The organism is uncultured Desulfosarcina sp. (assembly GCF_963664155.2).
In the GTDB taxonomy this organism is placed as follows: Bacteria; Desulfobacterota; Desulfobacteria; order Desulfobacterales; family Desulfosarcinaceae; genus Desulfosarcina.
In genome coordinates this window covers 4363174-4378020 of sequence record NZ_CAXXXH010000001.1, presented here as the reverse complement: position 1 = coordinate 4378020, position 14847 = coordinate 4363174, and the positions used below count along the sequence as shown (strand labels likewise).

Genomic DNA, 14847 nt, shown 5'->3' with positions numbered 1-14847 from the left:
CCAACCATGTCAGACCAAGAGCATCCCGGGCAGCCTTTTCCGACCCTGGACACGGTGTGTAAAAACCGGTTTCCGTTTACCCTGGCCTGCCCCTCCTTTGTCTATCCGGCGGGCTATGTGGACAACGTCCGTCACCTGGCCCCATTCGTAGATCAAATCCAACTGCTCTTCTTTGAAAGCCGGACGCCGGAAAGCCTCCCGTCTCCGAAACTGATCCGGAAACTGGCAGACCTGGCCGCCAGCGAAAAACTCACCTACAATGTCCACCTGCCCTCGGATATTTATCCGGGGCATCCCGATCCCGCCGAACGCCGGCGGGCCGCCGATGTCGTTAGTCGGATCATCGCGTGCTGCGAACCGCTCACCCCTTCCACCTTTACCCTGCATCTGAATCGTAATCCGCCGGACCTTCCGGCGATGCCCGCAGCCCGGTGGCAGGAATACCTGGTTGACACGCTTTTAAGGATGATCCCGTCGAAAATAAACCGCCGGACGATCTCCGTGGAGACGCTGGACTATCCATTTGAGCTGGTAGCGTCCGTCATCGCCGAATCGAACCTGAGCGTGTGCATGGACATGGGCCATCTCATGGCGCATGGCATCGAGCTCTCGCCGTTTTTCGACCATTGGAAGGACCGCATCACCATCGTCCATCTGCACGGGGTGGACGGAGCAACCGACCACTTGCCCCTGGACCGTCTTTCTGGACATCGGATGAAGACGGTCCTGAAGATCCTGCGGGCCTTTTCAGGTGTGGTTTCTCTGGAGGTGTACGCCTACCCTGCGCTCAACGCCTCCCTGGCCCATCTGTGCCGCGAATGGGAAAAAGGTGTTTTTTCATGAATGAGAACAAAAAAATCGAGCTGCTGGCGCCCGCCGGCACGCCGGAAAAGCTGGAGATCGCCGTTCATTACGGTGCCGATGCGGTCTATCTGGCCGGGAAGGACTTCAGCCTGAGGAATTTTTCCGCCAACTTTTCCCGTGAGGAGATGCAGGCCGCCCGCTGCCTGACCCGTGAAAAGGGCGTGCAGATGTACGTAGCCGTAAACATCTACTCACGAAACAGCGAAGCGCAGGTCATTGCCGACTACCTGAGATCACTGGAAGCCATCGAACCGGATGCCCTGATCGTCGCCGATCCGGCCATTTTCATGCAGGCCCGGAAGTTGATCCCCCGTATCCCTCTCCACGTGAGCACCCAGGCAAACACCACCAACACGGGAACGGCCCGATTCTGGCGGGACCTGGGCGCCGCCCGGGTCAACGCGGCCCGGGAGCTGACCCTGGCGGAAATCAGTCAGATGGCGGCACAAAGCGGTATCGGCGTAGAGGCATTTGTTCACGGCGCCATGTGCATCGCGTACTCGGGGCGCTGCCTGCTATCCGGCTACATGAAAAAACGGGAGAGCAACCGCGGCATGTGCTGCCAGCCCTGCCGGTTCCACTATACGCTGATGGAGCAAACCCGGCCCGGCCAGTTCTTCCCCATCGCCGAAGACCCTCGGGGGTCCTATGTATTCAACTCCAGGGACCTGTGTATGATCGAACATTTACCGGCGATGATCGATGCGGGCATCTGCTCCCTCAAGATCGAAGGCCGCATGAAAAGCATCCACTACCTGGCCGGCGTAGTGAAGGTCTACCGGGAAGCCATCGATGCCTGGTATCGGGATACTGACGCCTATCGGGTCCGGGAACGCTGGTTGGCGGAGTTGTCTGCCATCAGCCACCGGGGTTACTGCACCGGTTTTTATTTCGGGGATCCGGACCAGACCACGGCCAACCTGGATGAGGTTATCCATCCCGGCTATACGTTTGTGGCTAAAGTGCTCGACAAGACCCCTGATGGCGGGGTCCGGGTGCTGGTGAAGAACAAGATCCTTTCAGGCGATGCGGTGGACCTTCTTTGCCCCGATGGCCCCACCCGGGAAGATACGATTCAGCGCATCGTTGACCTGCATGGGTTAACCCAATCCCAGGCCCAGCCAGGTTCCACGGTCATCCTTTACCTTGGCCGCCCGCCGGAGCCCTTGGACCTGATCCGACGCCGCGAGCCTCAAGCCCCTGCGGAGCCATCATGATCATCGTGGCCGACAACCTGCGGATCACCTTGCCGGCCATCGGCCGCGCCGTAGACCAGCTGGATCCCGGCCCGATCCGGCAGTTGGTCGACGCCTGCCGGGACGCCGGTGCCCAGGCCATCGATATCAACAGCGGTCCGCTGTCCCGCCGCCCTGAAGAAAAAATGAATTTTCTGGTCCACACCGTTCAGGAGTCTGCCGACCTGCCCATCGTTCTGGACACCGCCAACCCGCGCGCCATGGCAGCCGGCCTGGCGGCATGCACGCAAAAATCGATGATCAACGGCGTTTCCTTGGAGCCTGAGAAACTGAAGCGGATCCTGCCCCTGGCCCGGCAGCATGATTGCGACGTCATCGGCTACCTGCTGCGCCCTGACGGCCAGGTGCCCGTGGATGCCTCGGGTCGAATGGAGGCTGCCGTGGCCCTTTTCAACGAAATGCAAACCGCGGGGATATCTCCCGGGAAGATCATCATTGACCCGGTTGTGGCGCCGCTGGCCTGGCAGGACGGCAACCGCCAGAACATGGCCGTGCTGGAAGTGATCCGGACGCTGCCCGACCTGCTGGGGTTTCCCGTGCGGACCATCGCCGGCCTGTCCAACCTCACCACCGGAGCGCCGGACCCCGACACGCGGCGGCGCTACCAGCTCGCCTTCCTGCCTATGCTCGCCGCTGCCGGCGCAAGCATGATCCTGTTAAATGTCATGGATATGGAGATCATGCGTGAGGTCGAATCGTGTCGGAATATCATTGATGGCGGGATCTTTACCTGGGAACCACCTTACTCCCCGCTTCACGCAACCGGTCGCTGATAATGCCAGTCAGCTCGGTGGCCGAGTCCAGAAGATCGGCCACCCCGGTCTGGCCGTTTTCCCGGGCGTCCCGGGCCCATTTGCGGTAGTCTTCGGCGTGATGGTCGTTGTGCTGAATCCAGTGGTCCAGCAGTTTGACAAGCTTTTCTGAAAATGAAAGCGGCGCATGACTGTGGGCGTGGCCATGGTGATGGTCCTGCCCATGCGGGTGGTCATGGTCATGATCGTGATCGTGGTCATGGTGGTGAGACATATGCGTTCTCCTGCATGTGAGTATGGGATTGACAATTCGGTGGATGCCGCTGGCTTTCCCTCAATCTACGCCGCCCCTGAATCGAAGTCAACCACCCGAGACGCGGGTTTTTTCCAATCAGTACTTGCCTATACTGATAATGGCCGTTAAAACCATGAAAGCGAACAGGCATTGGCGCCAGACACACGGAAAAAAGGAACCATGAGCAATCACCGATTTTCGGGAATCCGATCGATCATTCTGACTACCGGTTTGATCGGTCTGCTTTCGGGGGCCACGGCGGGAGTATTTTTCGCCTTCACCCGAGACCTGCCCCAGATACGGGAATTGGAAAATTTCGAACCGTCAGCCGCCACCCGCATCTACTCGGCAGAACAGGTGCTGTTGGCCGAGCTTTTTCTGGAAAAAAGGACGCCGGTGGGCATCGACCAGATTCCCACTGACCTGAAAGCCGCGCTGATCGTCACGGAAGACCGCCAGTTTTACGCCCACAGCGGCATAGACCTGAAAGGTATTCTCAGGGCCGTGATCAAAGATATCATAGCCGGCCAATTTGTGGAAGGCGCCAGCACCATCACCCAGCAGTTGGCCAAAACACTATTCTTATCACAAGAGAAAACGATCACCCGCAAAATCAAGGAAGCCATCCTGGCCGTTCAACTGGAACGGCGCTATACCAAGGATGAATTGCTGGCCCTGTATCTGAACCAGATCTATTTTGGCAGCGGCGCTTACGGCGTGGAATCGGCGGCGCAACTGTTTTTCGGCAAATCGGCCTCTCAGATGGATCTTGCCCAGTGCGCCCTTATCGCCGGCCTGCCCAAGGCGCCGTCCAGATACACCCCGTTGGTCAACCCGGATCTGGCGAAAAAACGGCGGAATCTCGTTCTGAACTTAATGCGAAACCAGGGCCTCATCTCCCTTAGCCAGTACCGGCTGGCCATCGGTGAACCGGTGATGGAAACCTCACACGCAACGGCACCCGGATCCGCCCCGTATTTCGTGCAGTATATCAAGCCGGCACTGGAGGCGGCCGTCGGCCCCAGCCTGCTGTACAAAGGCGGCCTGACGGTTCACACCACCCTGTCCCATCGCCTTCAGCAAACTGCCGAAGAGGCCGTGGAGAACGGTCTGACCCGCCTGCAGCAGAGAATGAATTCAAAGAAGAACAGGGAAGCCGCCCCCCAGGGAGCGCTGGTGGCCATCGACATCAGGACCGGGGGTATTCTGGCTATGGTGGGAGGCAGACATTTCCCCGAGAGCGCCTTCAACCGTGCCGCCGATGCCCGACGCCAACCGGGATCGGCGTTCAAGCCCATTATTTACGCGCTGGCTATCGCCCACGGCTTCACTCAGGCCAGCCTGGTGCTTGACGCACCGGTCGTCTTCAAAGGCGGAAACAATAACGAAGACTGGCAGCCGGAAAACTTTTCCAAACGCTACCAAGGAGAAATGACCCTCCGCCAAGCCTTGGCCCTTTCCCAGAATATTCCGGCCGTCAGACTGGTGGAAAGGCTGGGACCATCGGCGGTGGTGCAGTTTGCGCATAAGCTGGGCATCGACTCGCCCCTTTCACCGGACCTGTCCATTGCTTTAGGAACCGCCACCACCACCCTGCTGGAACTCACCTCCGCCTTTGCCGTCTTTCCCAATGGCGGCAACCATATCCCGCCTTTTGGTGTCACCGAAATTCTAGACAGAAACCATGCGCCGCTGTGGCGTGCCAGTCCGGTCATTCGGTCCGTGATGACTGAAACCGAAGCCGCCATCATGGTGGACATGCTGCAGGGTGTGGTTGAGGAGGGAACGGGAAAACAGGCCCGGCAGCTAAATATGCCCGTCGCCGGTAAAACCGGCACCACCAATGACTTCAAGGATGCCCTTTTCGTGGGGTTCTCACCCGCAGTGGCCGCCGGGGTGTGGGTGGGCATGGACGATTCTTCGCCCCTGGGGAATAAAGAAACCGGCGCCCGGGCCGCACTTCCCGTCTGGATCGACTTCATGGCGGCCACCCGACCCGCATCAACAGCCCTCTATTTTGACATCCCGGACCATATGAAAAAGGTGCTGATGGATCCGGTGACCGGCCGAGCGGCATCGGATAGCGACGCAGGTGCTGTGAAAGCGCTGTTTGTCAGCGGGACGGAACCCAAGCCAGATAATGATGAAGGTCTGCGGTAATCAGCCGTCAGCATGTTTGGGAAGGTTGATTTTTCTTTTTTCAGGATCGCTTTGCTGGCGAAAAAAGGTGGCGATATGACCGACCAGTCCCACCATCTCGCAGGGAACCGCTTTCTCTATCTGCTCGACCAGGGCCAGCTTCTTCTCTTTTTCCTTGAACTCGACGAATTTGACCTTCACCAGTTCATGGTGATCCAGGGCGTCGTCCATGGCATCGGCCAACGATTGGGTATAACCTTTCTGTCCCACAAACACCACCGGTTTGAGTGAGTGGGCCACCCCCCTGAGAAATCGTTTCTGAAAACCTTTCAAACGGTCCATATGGATTCCTTCCCCTATCGTCGCATGACGCGTTTATGAATAACCGTCACTTTGGCGGACATTTCTTCGAGCTGCTTTTTCACTTCGGCAACATTGCTGTCCGTACTGATGAAGATGCTCTCAATGGAATCCACGTCGGAACTCAGTTTCATGCTTGTCTGCTCAATCGCCTGATACTTTTCATTCAATTGATACAAAAAACCGGCCACCCCAATCATCCAGATGGCCATGACATAATTTTTCCACTCTTTTTTCAGGTGGGCAACAACATTTTCCATGGTTTTTCCTTTTCCAGAACCGGTTGACGGACGAGCCGCCAAATTCTTTTTGATAACGCGGCGATGACTGCCACGGTACCGGTTATGAAGATCGATTTCAAGCAATTTATAAGTAAATTGTTTTTGGTCGGGGCCTGTGCTAAAAACGATGGCGACCGACAACGACGATTCATCGACCCGATCGGTCACCTGCCTGAAATGATTAGATGATCAACCCGAACCAAGAGGCCACCGATGGCAGAAATACAGGAAAATACCGGCAAGTTTGAAGGCCGCGACGGCACAAGCCTTTTCTACCGCAACTATATTCCCGAAAAGGAGCGGTTTCAGGTGGTGATATCCCACGGACTGGGAGAGCATTCAGGCCGGTACGGGCATGTGGTCGACGCCCTTTGCCCCATGGGCGCATCCCTGTGGATACATGACCATCGCGGCCACGGCCGGAGCCAGGGCAAACGTGGACATGTCAACGATTTCGACGACTATGTCCAAGATCTTAAAATGCTGATGGCGTTGGCGAGAACAGATAGAACCGATCGGTTGCCGCGCCTTCTGCTGGGGCACAGCATGGGCGGTTTGATTGCGCTGTCCTTTGCCCGACAGTTTCCCCGGCATGTCGATGGCCTGATCGTCTCTTCTCCCCTGCTTGGCGTCCCCAAACCACCACCGCCGGTGTTGAAGGCCGTTGCCCGCATCATGTCGGTCATCTGGCCGACGCTCTCTTTGAATAACCGACTGGACCCGTCATTCATCAGCCACGATGATGATGAAGTGAGGGCGTATGAGCAAAGTGAACGGGTGCACAGCAAAATCAGTGCACGCTGGTTTGCCCGGTGCATGGCGGAGATCGAAAAAACCGGCGGTTCACCCGAAGCGATCACCGACCCCATTCTCATGCAGATCGCCGGAGAGGATCGCCTGGTCAGCGCCTCCTCGGCTCTGGCCTACTTCGACGCATTGACAGTGGCCGACAAAACCCTTTTCCACTATGAGACCCTGTATCACGAGATTTATAATGAAAAACGTCCCGATCGGGAAAGGGTGCTGGAGGATTTGAGGCAATGGGTGGCGGCCCGCTATCTGTAAACAGGGATCAGGTATAGATCAGATTCAGATTGATCGGCGGGTATTTACTGACCCCGGGCTTGGGTATCACATGCTCAGCCCCCACGGTGAGCCAGTTCACGTCGGGATTGATCTCCCGGAGTTTGCCGTCATCCGGCGGACGGGAATGATCGGTATAAGCGTAGGTAGCCTGGAAGACGCACACATTATGCCGGCCTTTGGTGGCGACGACGTAATTTTTTCTGAAGGTGCGGGGAGGCATCTTCTGGGACTCGGCGATCTGCCGGACCTCGTCGTTGGAGAAACGAACCAGCGCCGCCTTGGACACACCGCGTTCGGAAATGCGATACAACGCCCGGGATTCGCTGCTGCCGGCATAAACGGTTGAGATGCATGGAATCCTTTTAAGGTACTGGGCAGCCACCATAGCGGCAGTCCGACGGCCGCCCACCATAACCGGCATACCATAATACTCGAAGAGCTTCCGCTGGGCCAGTTCGGCGTACTTATCTCCCTTTTCATAAAGATCTTTGGAGATATATCGCAGGCTCTGGGCCAGATCTTCGGCGGCATCGGCAATGGGCCAGTCGATTCTCACATGGAAGTGGGTCAGGCTGTAGCGGTTGGCCGAACGGGTCGTGGGGTCGCGCTGAATCAACAACGCATAATCCACCGGCAGCAGTACATCGATGAAATCATAGAACTGAACGGAGTCCAGATATTTGTGGGTCCGATCGAACTTCTCGGGCAAGGGAAGCGCCTTGGATTCCAACAGGTTCGTTTTGGTGGGTTTGTTTACATCGAAAAATCGAATATACTTCTTGTGGGTCGCCGGAATGACGTCCTCCACAAAAAGTACCAGGAATGTTTTCTGGCTCTCATATTCTATGCCGGGAATCCGCGCGCGAGGCTTGAGTTCCCTTTTTTCAATGAACGGATAGGGAAGATTTCGGTCGGCAAACTGATTGTATGACTGGATCAGGGCATAGTCGATCATAAATTGATCCAGTTCATCCCTGTAAAGTTCATAATAAGAACGGCGCAGGCGATTGAACTGACTGAGTTCTTCTCTTACGCTCCAGAAGGCCACTACGATTCCTCTCGGGCGGGTTGTGGTTTTGGTAATGCAGACGTTGATGACACGGATGTTATTGGTATCCTTAAATAACACGATTGCCCATAGGGGTCAACGGCTACCAGGCGTTTTTCTATTCAGTTTCTCCATCCACCGGTAAATTGTTTCCCGATACCTGATACTCAAAAAGGCCACCAGCAGGGTCACCCCAAAAACCACGGCAAATACAGCGTAGTTTTTTTGGAAGAGGTATTCTCCCTGGAGGCTCAGCATGAAGGTTCCGGGCATTCTGCCAATCGAGGCAATCAGCAAAAACGCCTTGAGGGGAATCGCTGTGATTCCCAGAAACAGGCACAGGTAATCTTTGGGAAAACCGGGAAAAATAAAAAGGATGAGTAAAACGATGATGCCCTGCCGCTTCAACAAGTGATCGAAGCGCGCCATTTTTTCGGTCGGAATCCATTGCCTGACATACCGGCGGCCGACGAATCGGCCGATGGCAAAGTTAATCCATGAACCCGCCGCCAACGCCAGGCTGGAGTATATGAACCCTCTGGCAGTGCCGAAGATATAACCGCCGATAAATCCTGTGGCCTCACCCGGAACCGGCGCCAGGACCACCTGGAGGACCTGAAGTGTTATAAAGGCCAGCGGTGCCCCGCGGCCAAAGGCGGCAACGAACTGCTCAACTTGATCACGGTCCGAGATCCATCGGTAAGCAGTCATCAGGCCGGTGGCGACTTCATGGCGGAAAAGAAGCACCAGCAGCAGAAATCCCGACATAAAAAAAGCCGTCCAGGCCCATTTCTTTGCATCCCCTGTTTTCAATGGCGCACCCGGAAAATGAATAAAATCAGGAATAGGCCGGCGTCAGCGATCCGTCAGAGCAGCCACGCCGGGAAGGATTTTGCCCTCCAGAAACTCCAGGGAGGCGCCGCCGCCGGTCGATATATGGGTCATTCGGTCGGCCAGGCCTGCCTTTTCAACAGCCGCTGCCGAATCGCCGCCGCCGATAACGGTAATGGCGCCCTTGTCCGTAGCCGAGGCCATAGCCCGGGCCACGGCATACGTGCCGACGGCGGTGGCATCGATTTCGAAGACGCCCATGGGTCCGTTCCACACGATGGTCCGGGCCTTTTCCAGAACGCTTTCGAACAGGGACACGGAAGCGGGGCCGATATCCAGGCCGAAACCGTCTTCAGGGATGACGTTAACACCTGTTGGCAACAGTTCACCGACGGCTCTCGTATCAAAATCAAAGCGGTCCGCGCACATGCAGTCCACCGGCAGAACCAGTTTTTTCTCCCCTTTGTCCAGCAAGGATCGGGCCATATCGATCCGGTCCGGCTCTACGAGCGAGTTGCCGATTTCAAAGCCTTTGGCCTTAAAAAAGGTATAGGCCATGCCGCCGCCGATGATCAGTCGATCCACTTTGGGCAGCAGGCTGTCGATGACGTCGATCTTTCCCGAAATCTTCGCACCACCGAGAATGGCCACGAAGGGCCGTTTGGGCGCATCCAGGGCATCACCCAGGTAGGCAATCTCCTTTTCCATGAGAAAACCCATGGCGCAACGGTCCATGAAATGGGTCACGCCTTCCGTAGAGGCGTGAGCCCGATGGGCTGTACCGAAGGCATCGTTGACATACACGTCCGCCAAAGCGGACAGGCTCCGGGCGAACGTCTCGTCGTTGTCCGTCTCGGCCTTGTGAAACCGCAAATTTTCAAGCAGCAGCACCTCACCGGCCGAAAGGGCCTCAACGGCGGTTTCGGCGGAGGGTCCGATGCAGTCGTCGGCAAATGCCACCGGTTGACCCAGCAGTTTTTCCAGTGCGCGGGCGCAAGGTTTCAAGGAAAGTTCGGGCAGCCGTTTTCCCTTGGGCCGGCCCAGATGGGACATGAGGATCAGTTTGCCGCTGCGCTCCAGGATGTTACGAATGGTGGGCAGGGCCGCCCGCAGTCGCTTGTCGTTGGCAACCTGCCCCTTTTCCAGCGGAACGTTAAAATCCACCCGCATCAGCACGCGGCGCCCCTTGACGTCGAGATCGGAAACGGTAAGCTTTGCCATGGATTTCTCCTTTGCGGTTGTGGCGGCAGGCGCTCAGGCCATCCACCGAAATAAATCGTTGAAGGTATTTTCAGGTTTTATCTTTTTTCCGTTTTTGGTCGCTCAAGGCCTTTTTCCGGGACCAGCGTTCGAAAAAACCCACCATGCCGGATGCGTAAGCCCGATCCACCATCTCCTGGCGGACGGTTATTCCACCCTTGTCCGCCATTGCTTTTCTCAGGCACGCGGTCTTGTAGCAACAGGGCATACAGGATTCCGGGGTCTGTCTCAACCCTTCTTCTCCCAGGGGAAAGACGCTTTCGAGGTTTCCAAAACAGGGAGGAAATTTTTTCTGATTGACGGTCATCGGAAAGCCCTCACGTTACTGTCACTTCATCCGGGGGCACAGCCGTCGGAGGGGCTACAGGGAGTCGACGGCAGCGTTGATTCTGGCCATGTGGCCATGATCGGCAAAGCTGAAATAGCCTTCGGTGCCGATGATCAGGTGTTCATGAACGGTGATGCCCATCACCCCGCAGGCCTGAGCCAGCCGTCGGGTGATGGCCATGTCATCGGGAGATGGCGCCGGATCCCCGGATGGATGGTTGTGGGCAAAAATAACGGCTGCTGCCGCATGAGCCAACGCGGCGCCCACCACCTCACGGGGATAGACGGCGCTGGCGGAAATCGTTCCGGTGAAAAGGGTTTCGTCGGCGATCACCCGGTTTTTGGCATCCAGGAAGATCGCCACGAAGCACTCTCTTTTTTTATCACGGATGGTGTGATTGAGATAGTCGAAAAGCTCCCGCGAGTTGGTGAGGGCTTTTTTCCCTTCGAGCCGCTGTTGGAGGTATCGCCGGGAAACGGCCGGAACCAGCTTTATCCCCAACAGATTGACCGGGCCGATGCCCGGTACCCGGCAAAGGTCTGCCGGCGACGCATCGAGGACACCCTGCAAGGTCTTGAACCGGTTCAAGGCCGCTTTGGCCGCTTCTTTGCAGTCTTTTCTGGGCGTGCCAAGCGTCAGCAACAGCTCGATGACCTCGTAATCGTGAAATCCGTCGAGCCCGGAGTGGATAAACCGGTCACGCAAGCGTTTCCGGTGGCCCTCCCCCTTATGCGGCGCTTTTTTAGGATTTTCCGTCACCTGCTTGCTCTCTTTGACACTCAGATGTCGTCCAGTTCCTGTTTCAGATCCCGGGTCATCAGCTGATAAAGGGCTGTCTTCGGATCCAGATCATCATAAAGCACATGATAAACGGCATGAGAAATGGGCATGTCGACACCCCGTTCGCGGGACAGGTTGTATACCGACCGGGCGGTTTTCACCCCTTCGGCAACCATGTGCATCTCGGCCAGCAGGTCCTTGAGCTTTTTGCCCTCACCGATCCGTTTGCCGATGGTGTGGTTCCGGCTCAGGTCGCCGGTGCAGGTAAGGATCAAATCCCCGACACCGGCAAGGCCGGTGAAGGTTCTCGGCTGGGCACCCATGGCCAGCCCCAGCCGGCGGATCTCAACCAGCCCGCGCGTGATCAGGGCAGCTCGCGTATTGAGACCCAGCCCCAGACCGTCAATCACACCGGCCGCGATGGCGATGACATTTTTCACGGCCGCCCCCAACTCGGCACCGACCACGTCATCGATGGTATAGACCCGGAAATAGGGAGTGACAAACACCTGCTGGACAAAGGCCGCCGTTTTTTCGTGACTGGACGCCACCGTCACCACCGTGGCCACCTGGCGGGCCACCTCCTTGGCGAAGCTGGGGCCGCTCAGCACGGCCAGACGGTCCGCCGACAACCCGGGGACAACTTCTCCCAGCACGCCGGACATGGTAAGGTGCGTCTGGTTTTCGATCCCCTTGGAAGCGCTGACCACAATGGTGTCCGGACCGATGGCATGGCCGCAGCGCTCGATCGTCCGGCGGGTGACATGCGAGGGGGTCACCACCAGCACCAGGTCCTTGCCGGCCACGACGGATTCCAGGTCCCCGGAGGGAAAAAGATTGTCGGACAGGATAACACCGGGCAGAAAGCGCTGATTCTCCTTCTTATCCAGCATCTGCGCCTTCACCTCGGCTTCATATACCCAATGGTCGACGGCAAAGCCCTTGACGGCCAGCAGGTTGGCCAGAGCGGTCCCCCAGCTGCCGGCACCGACCACACCGATGGTCGTGGTCTCGACATCCACAGTCGTTTTCATCGTATCTATTCCTCCGACAGATCGGCCGGCGCTGTTTCGCCATCCGTCGATTCTCCGTTTTCATCTTCTGTTTCAGCCAACCCGGCGGCACTGACCACCCGTTCCCCGGGCTCCATGTCCATCAGCCTTACGCCCTGGGTGTTGCGACTGATTACCGACGTGCCGGAAACAGGGCTGCGGATCAGCTTGCCCGTGTCGGTCACCAGCATCAGGTCGTCTTCGGATTGCACCAGGATAATGTTCACGACCTGACCGTTGCGCTCGCTGGTCTTAATGGAAATAACCCCTTTACCGCCCCGCCGGTGGATGGGGTACTCGTCGATGGAGGTCCGTTTGCCGTACCCGTTTTCGGTTACGGTAAACAGCGTCTGGCCGTGCTGAAGCACTTCCATGCCGACCACGCGGTCACCCCTGGTCAGGCGCATTCCCCGAACCCCCCGTGCGGTTCTGCCGGTGGGGCGGACATCCGATTCATGGAAGCGGATGGATTTGCCCATGGCGGACCCCAGAAACACATTCTGGGTGCCGTCGGAAAGTTTCACCGCGATCAGTTCATCGCCCTCGGCCAGGCCCAGGGCGATAATACCGCCGACCCGGGGACGACTGAAGGCCATCAGATCGGTCTTTTTCACCGTCCCGTTGCGGGTGGCCATGAGCACGTGCAGGCCCGGCTCAAATTCTGGAACGGCCAGCACGGCGGTCATCCATTCGCCGTCGGCAAAATCCAGCAGGTTGACGATGGCCTTGCCCCGGCTCTGGCGGCCGGCCTGGGGGATGTCGTAGACCTTGCACCAGTAGACCTTTCCCAGATTGGTGAAGAAAAGAAAATAGTGATGGGTAGAGGCCACAAACATGTGGGAGACGAAATCCTCTTCCTTGGTGCCCATGGCGGTCTTGCCTTTGCCGCCGCGCCGCTGGCTTTGATACAGGGTGATGGGGTTGCGTTTGATGTACCCAGTGTTGGTAATGGTCACCACCATGTCCTCTTCGGCAATCATGTCCTCGATGGTCAGTTCCCGGGTGTAGGTCAGAATCTCCGTCCGGCGAACATCGCCGAATTCTCCCTTGAGAAAATCCAGCTCGTCCTTGATGATGCTCAGCACCATCTTTTCACTGCCCAGGATTTCCTTGAACCGGGCGATATCCTTGAGTACGGCATCGTATTCCTCCAGGATTTTGTCTTGCTCAAGGCCGGTGAGCCGCTGCAGCCGCATGTCCAGAATGGCCTGGGCCTGGATAATGCTGAGGCCGAAGGTGGCCATGAGCCGATCCTTGGCTTCCACAGGGGTCTTGGATTCGCGGATCAGCTTGACCACGGCATCCAGGTTTTCCAGGGCCACCTTCAACCCTTCCAGAATATGGGCCCGGGCCTCGGCCTTGTTCAGGTCGAAACGGGTACGCCGGATAACAATCTCCTTGCGGTGAAGGACGAAATGTTCCAGAATCTGTTTCAAGTTGAGAACCTGGGGCCGGTTGTTGACCACCGCCAGCAGGATAATCCCGAAGCTGCTCGCCATCTGGGTATGCTTGTAGAGCTGGTTGATGATGATGCCGGCCATGTGGTCTTTCTTCACCCCCATGGCAATGCGCATGCCCCTCCGGTCGGACTCGTCACGCACGAATCGCAGCCCCTCGATCACCTTGTGCTTCATCAGTTCGGCGATCTTTTCGATGAGCCTCGCCTTGTTCACCTGGTAGGGAATCTCGGTGACCGCGATGGTTTCCTGCCCGGTCTGCTTATCCTCCTCCACCGTCACCCGTGCGCGCGTACGGACGATACCTCGGCCCGTCTCATAGGCGTCCCGGACACCCTGAATTCCGTGAATAATGCCTGCCGTGGGAAAATCCGGGCCGGGAATAAAGGCCATGAGCTGCCCGCAGGTAATTTCCGGATTATCGATCAGCGCCTTGATTCCTTCGATCACTTCGGAAAGGTTGTGGGGCGGAATATTGGTAGCCATACCTACGGCAATTCCGGATGACCCATTGACCAGAAGGGCGGGGAATTTGGCCGGCAGCACCGATGGTTCGGTGAGGGACTCATCGTAGTTGGGGACCATGTTGACGGTTTCTTTATCCAGATCATCGAGCATCTCATGGGCCAGCCGCATCATGCGGATTTCCGTATATCGCATGGCTGCCGCCGAATCACCGTCGATGGACCCGAAGTTGCCCTGGCCGTCCACCAACGGGTAGCGCATGGAAAAATCCTGGGCCAATCGCACGATGGTGTCATAGACCGCACTGTCGCCATGGGGATGATACTTACCGATAACGTCACCTACGATGCGTGCCGACTTCTTGTAGGGTTTGTTGTAGTCGTTTTTCAGCTCCCGCATGGCGTAAAGCACGCGCCGGTGAACGGGCTTCAACCCGTCGCGCACATCGGGAAGCGCCCGGCCGACGATTACACTCATGGCGTAATCGAGATAGGACTTCTTCATCTCCGCTTCGATGCTGATCTCGGAGCTCTTCAGAACTTCGGTGGTGTTATCGTTCATGTTCGCGAATTATCCTTGCTCTGACCATCCCG

Annotated in this window: 15 protein-coding genes; 5 read left to right on the top strand and 10 right to left on the bottom strand. The window is 57.2% G+C overall.

Annotation, left to right across the window (positions count from 1 at the left end; translation table 11 throughout):
- The first annotated feature begins 6 nt into the window (after positions 1-6).
- The 3 genes from cbiR to ACHZBS_RS19905 are packed head-to-tail and all read left to right on the top strand — an operon-like array spanning position 7 to position 2893.
- The gene (cbiR, locus tag ACHZBS_RS19915; RefSeq protein ID WP_319408275.1) at positions 7-843 is read left to right on the top strand and encodes a cobamide remodeling phosphodiesterase CbiR; all 837 of its coding nucleotides are present in this window, start codon (positions 7-9) and stop codon (positions 841-843) included.
- Positions 840-2081, top strand: a complete 1242-nt coding sequence (locus tag ACHZBS_RS19910; RefSeq protein ID WP_319408274.1) for a U32 family peptidase — start codon at positions 840-842, stop codon at positions 2079-2081. The genes cbiR and ACHZBS_RS19910 overlap by 4 nt, the downstream gene beginning before the upstream one ends.
- Entirely contained in the window at positions 2078-2893 is an 816-nt protein-coding gene (locus tag ACHZBS_RS19905; RefSeq protein ID WP_319408273.1) for a dihydropteroate synthase, read from the top strand. The genes ACHZBS_RS19910 and ACHZBS_RS19905 overlap by 4 nt, the downstream gene beginning before the upstream one ends.
- On the opposite strand, the gene ACHZBS_RS19900 is transcribed toward ACHZBS_RS19905, so the two are convergent.
- On the bottom strand, positions 2847-3146 hold the full coding sequence (locus tag ACHZBS_RS19900) for a hypothetical protein (RefSeq protein WP_319408272.1): 300 nt from the start codon (positions 3144-3146) through the stop codon (positions 2847-2849). The genes ACHZBS_RS19905 and ACHZBS_RS19900 overlap by 47 nt on opposite strands.
- Before the next feature lie 201 nt (positions 3147-3347).
- Here ACHZBS_RS19900 and ACHZBS_RS19895 point away from each other — a divergent pair, with 201 nt between their 5' ends.
- Positions 3348-5327 carry a penicillin-binding protein 1A gene (locus tag ACHZBS_RS19895; protein WP_319408271.1) on the top strand — a complete coding sequence of 660 codons (1980 nt, stop codon included), beginning with the start codon at positions 3348-3350 and terminating at the stop codon, positions 5325-5327.
- Here the strand turns inward: ACHZBS_RS19895 and ACHZBS_RS19890 are convergent, their stop codons facing one another.
- Both ACHZBS_RS19890 and ACHZBS_RS19885 read right to left on the bottom strand, forming a co-directional pair.
- Positions 5328-5648, bottom strand: a complete 321-nt coding sequence (locus tag ACHZBS_RS19890; protein WP_319408270.1) for a YhbY family RNA-binding protein — start codon at positions 5646-5648, stop codon at positions 5328-5330.
- A 14-nt stretch (positions 5649-5662) separates the two neighbouring features.
- Complete coding sequence (locus ACHZBS_RS19885; RefSeq protein ID WP_319408269.1) at positions 5663-6115, bottom strand: hypothetical protein; 453 nt, start codon at positions 6113-6115, stop codon at positions 5663-5665.
- A gap of 45 nt (positions 6116-6160) precedes the next feature.
- Between ACHZBS_RS19885 and ACHZBS_RS19880 the strand changes: the two genes are divergently transcribed.
- Entirely contained in the window at positions 6161-7012 is an 852-nt protein-coding gene (locus ACHZBS_RS19880; RefSeq protein WP_319408268.1) for an alpha/beta hydrolase, read from the top strand.
- Positions 7013-7019: 7 nt separating this feature from the next.
- On the opposite strand, the gene ACHZBS_RS19875 is transcribed toward ACHZBS_RS19880, so the two are convergent.
- From ACHZBS_RS19875 to gyrA, 7 genes are all read right to left on the bottom strand, one after another.
- Entirely contained in the window at positions 7020-8162 is a 1143-nt protein-coding gene (locus tag ACHZBS_RS19875; RefSeq protein WP_319408267.1) for a hypothetical protein, read from the bottom strand.
- Positions 8163-8177: 15 nt separating this feature from the next.
- Positions 8178-8849 (bottom strand): VTT domain-containing protein, encoded by a 672-nt coding sequence (locus tag ACHZBS_RS19870; protein ID WP_319408266.1) that lies wholly within the window; start codon positions 8847-8849, stop codon positions 8178-8180.
- Between the two features lie 87 nt (positions 8850-8936).
- Positions 8937-10133 carry a phosphoglycerate kinase gene (locus ACHZBS_RS19865; protein ID WP_319408265.1) on the bottom strand — a complete coding sequence of 399 codons (1197 nt, stop codon included), beginning with the start codon at positions 10131-10133 and terminating at the stop codon, positions 8937-8939.
- A 70-nt stretch (positions 10134-10203) separates the two neighbouring features.
- Positions 10204-10479 (bottom strand): hypothetical protein, encoded by a 276-nt coding sequence (locus tag ACHZBS_RS19860; RefSeq protein WP_319408264.1) that lies wholly within the window; start codon positions 10477-10479, stop codon positions 10204-10206.
- A gap of 54 nt (positions 10480-10533) precedes the next feature.
- Positions 10534-11259, bottom strand: a complete 726-nt coding sequence (gene radC, locus ACHZBS_RS19855; protein WP_319408263.1) for a DNA repair protein RadC — start codon at positions 11257-11259, stop codon at positions 10534-10536.
- Positions 11260-11279: 20 nt separating this feature from the next.
- Positions 11280-12314 carry an NAD(P)H-dependent glycerol-3-phosphate dehydrogenase gene (locus tag ACHZBS_RS19850; RefSeq protein ID WP_319408262.1) on the bottom strand — a complete coding sequence of 345 codons (1035 nt, stop codon included), beginning with the start codon at positions 12312-12314 and terminating at the stop codon, positions 11280-11282.
- Between the two features lie 5 nt (positions 12315-12319).
- A complete protein-coding gene (gene gyrA / locus ACHZBS_RS19845; RefSeq protein ID WP_319408261.1) occupies positions 12320-14815 on the bottom strand; it encodes a DNA gyrase subunit A in 2496 nt (831 codons plus the stop codon).
- Positions 14816-14847: the final 32 nt, after the last annotated feature.

Bases quoted from the DNA above. Each gene is read 5' to 3' on its own strand.
- cbiR (WP_319408275.1), top strand. From the start codon at position 7: ATGTCAGACCAAGAGCATCCCGGGCAGCCTTTTCCGACCCTGGACACG.
- ACHZBS_RS19910 (WP_319408274.1), top strand. From the start codon at position 840: ATGAATGAGAACAAAAAAATCGAGCTGCTGGCGCCCGCCGGCACGCCG.
- ACHZBS_RS19905 (WP_319408273.1), top strand. From the start codon at position 2,078: ATGATCATCGTGGCCGACAACCTGCGGATCACCTTGCCGGCCATCGGC.
- ACHZBS_RS19900 (WP_319408272.1), bottom strand. From the start codon at position 3,146: ATGTCTCACCACCATGACCACGATCACGATCATGACCATGACCACCCG.
- ACHZBS_RS19895 (WP_319408271.1), top strand. From the start codon at position 3,348: ATGAGCAATCACCGATTTTCGGGAATCCGATCGATCATTCTGACTACC.
- ACHZBS_RS19890 (WP_319408270.1), bottom strand. From the start codon at position 5,648: ATGGACCGTTTGAAAGGTTTTCAGAAACGATTTCTCAGGGGGGTGGCC.
- ACHZBS_RS19880 (WP_319408268.1), top strand. From the start codon at position 6,161: ATGGCAGAAATACAGGAAAATACCGGCAAGTTTGAAGGCCGCGACGGC.
- ACHZBS_RS19870 (WP_319408266.1), bottom strand. From the start codon at position 8,849: ATGTCGGGATTTCTGCTGCTGGTGCTTCTTTTCCGCCATGAAGTCGCC.
- ACHZBS_RS19865 (WP_319408265.1), bottom strand. From the start codon at position 10,133: ATGGCAAAGCTTACCGTTTCCGATCTCGACGTCAAGGGGCGCCGCGTG.
- ACHZBS_RS19860 (WP_319408264.1), bottom strand. From the start codon at position 10,479: ATGACCGTCAATCAGAAAAAATTTCCTCCCTGTTTTGGAAACCTCGAA.
- ACHZBS_RS19850 (WP_319408262.1), bottom strand. From the start codon at position 12,314: ATGAAAACGACTGTGGATGTCGAGACCACGACCATCGGTGTGGTCGGT.
- gyrA (WP_319408261.1), bottom strand. From the start codon at position 14,815: ATGAACGATAACACCACCGAAGTTCTGAAGAGCTCCGAGATCAGCATC.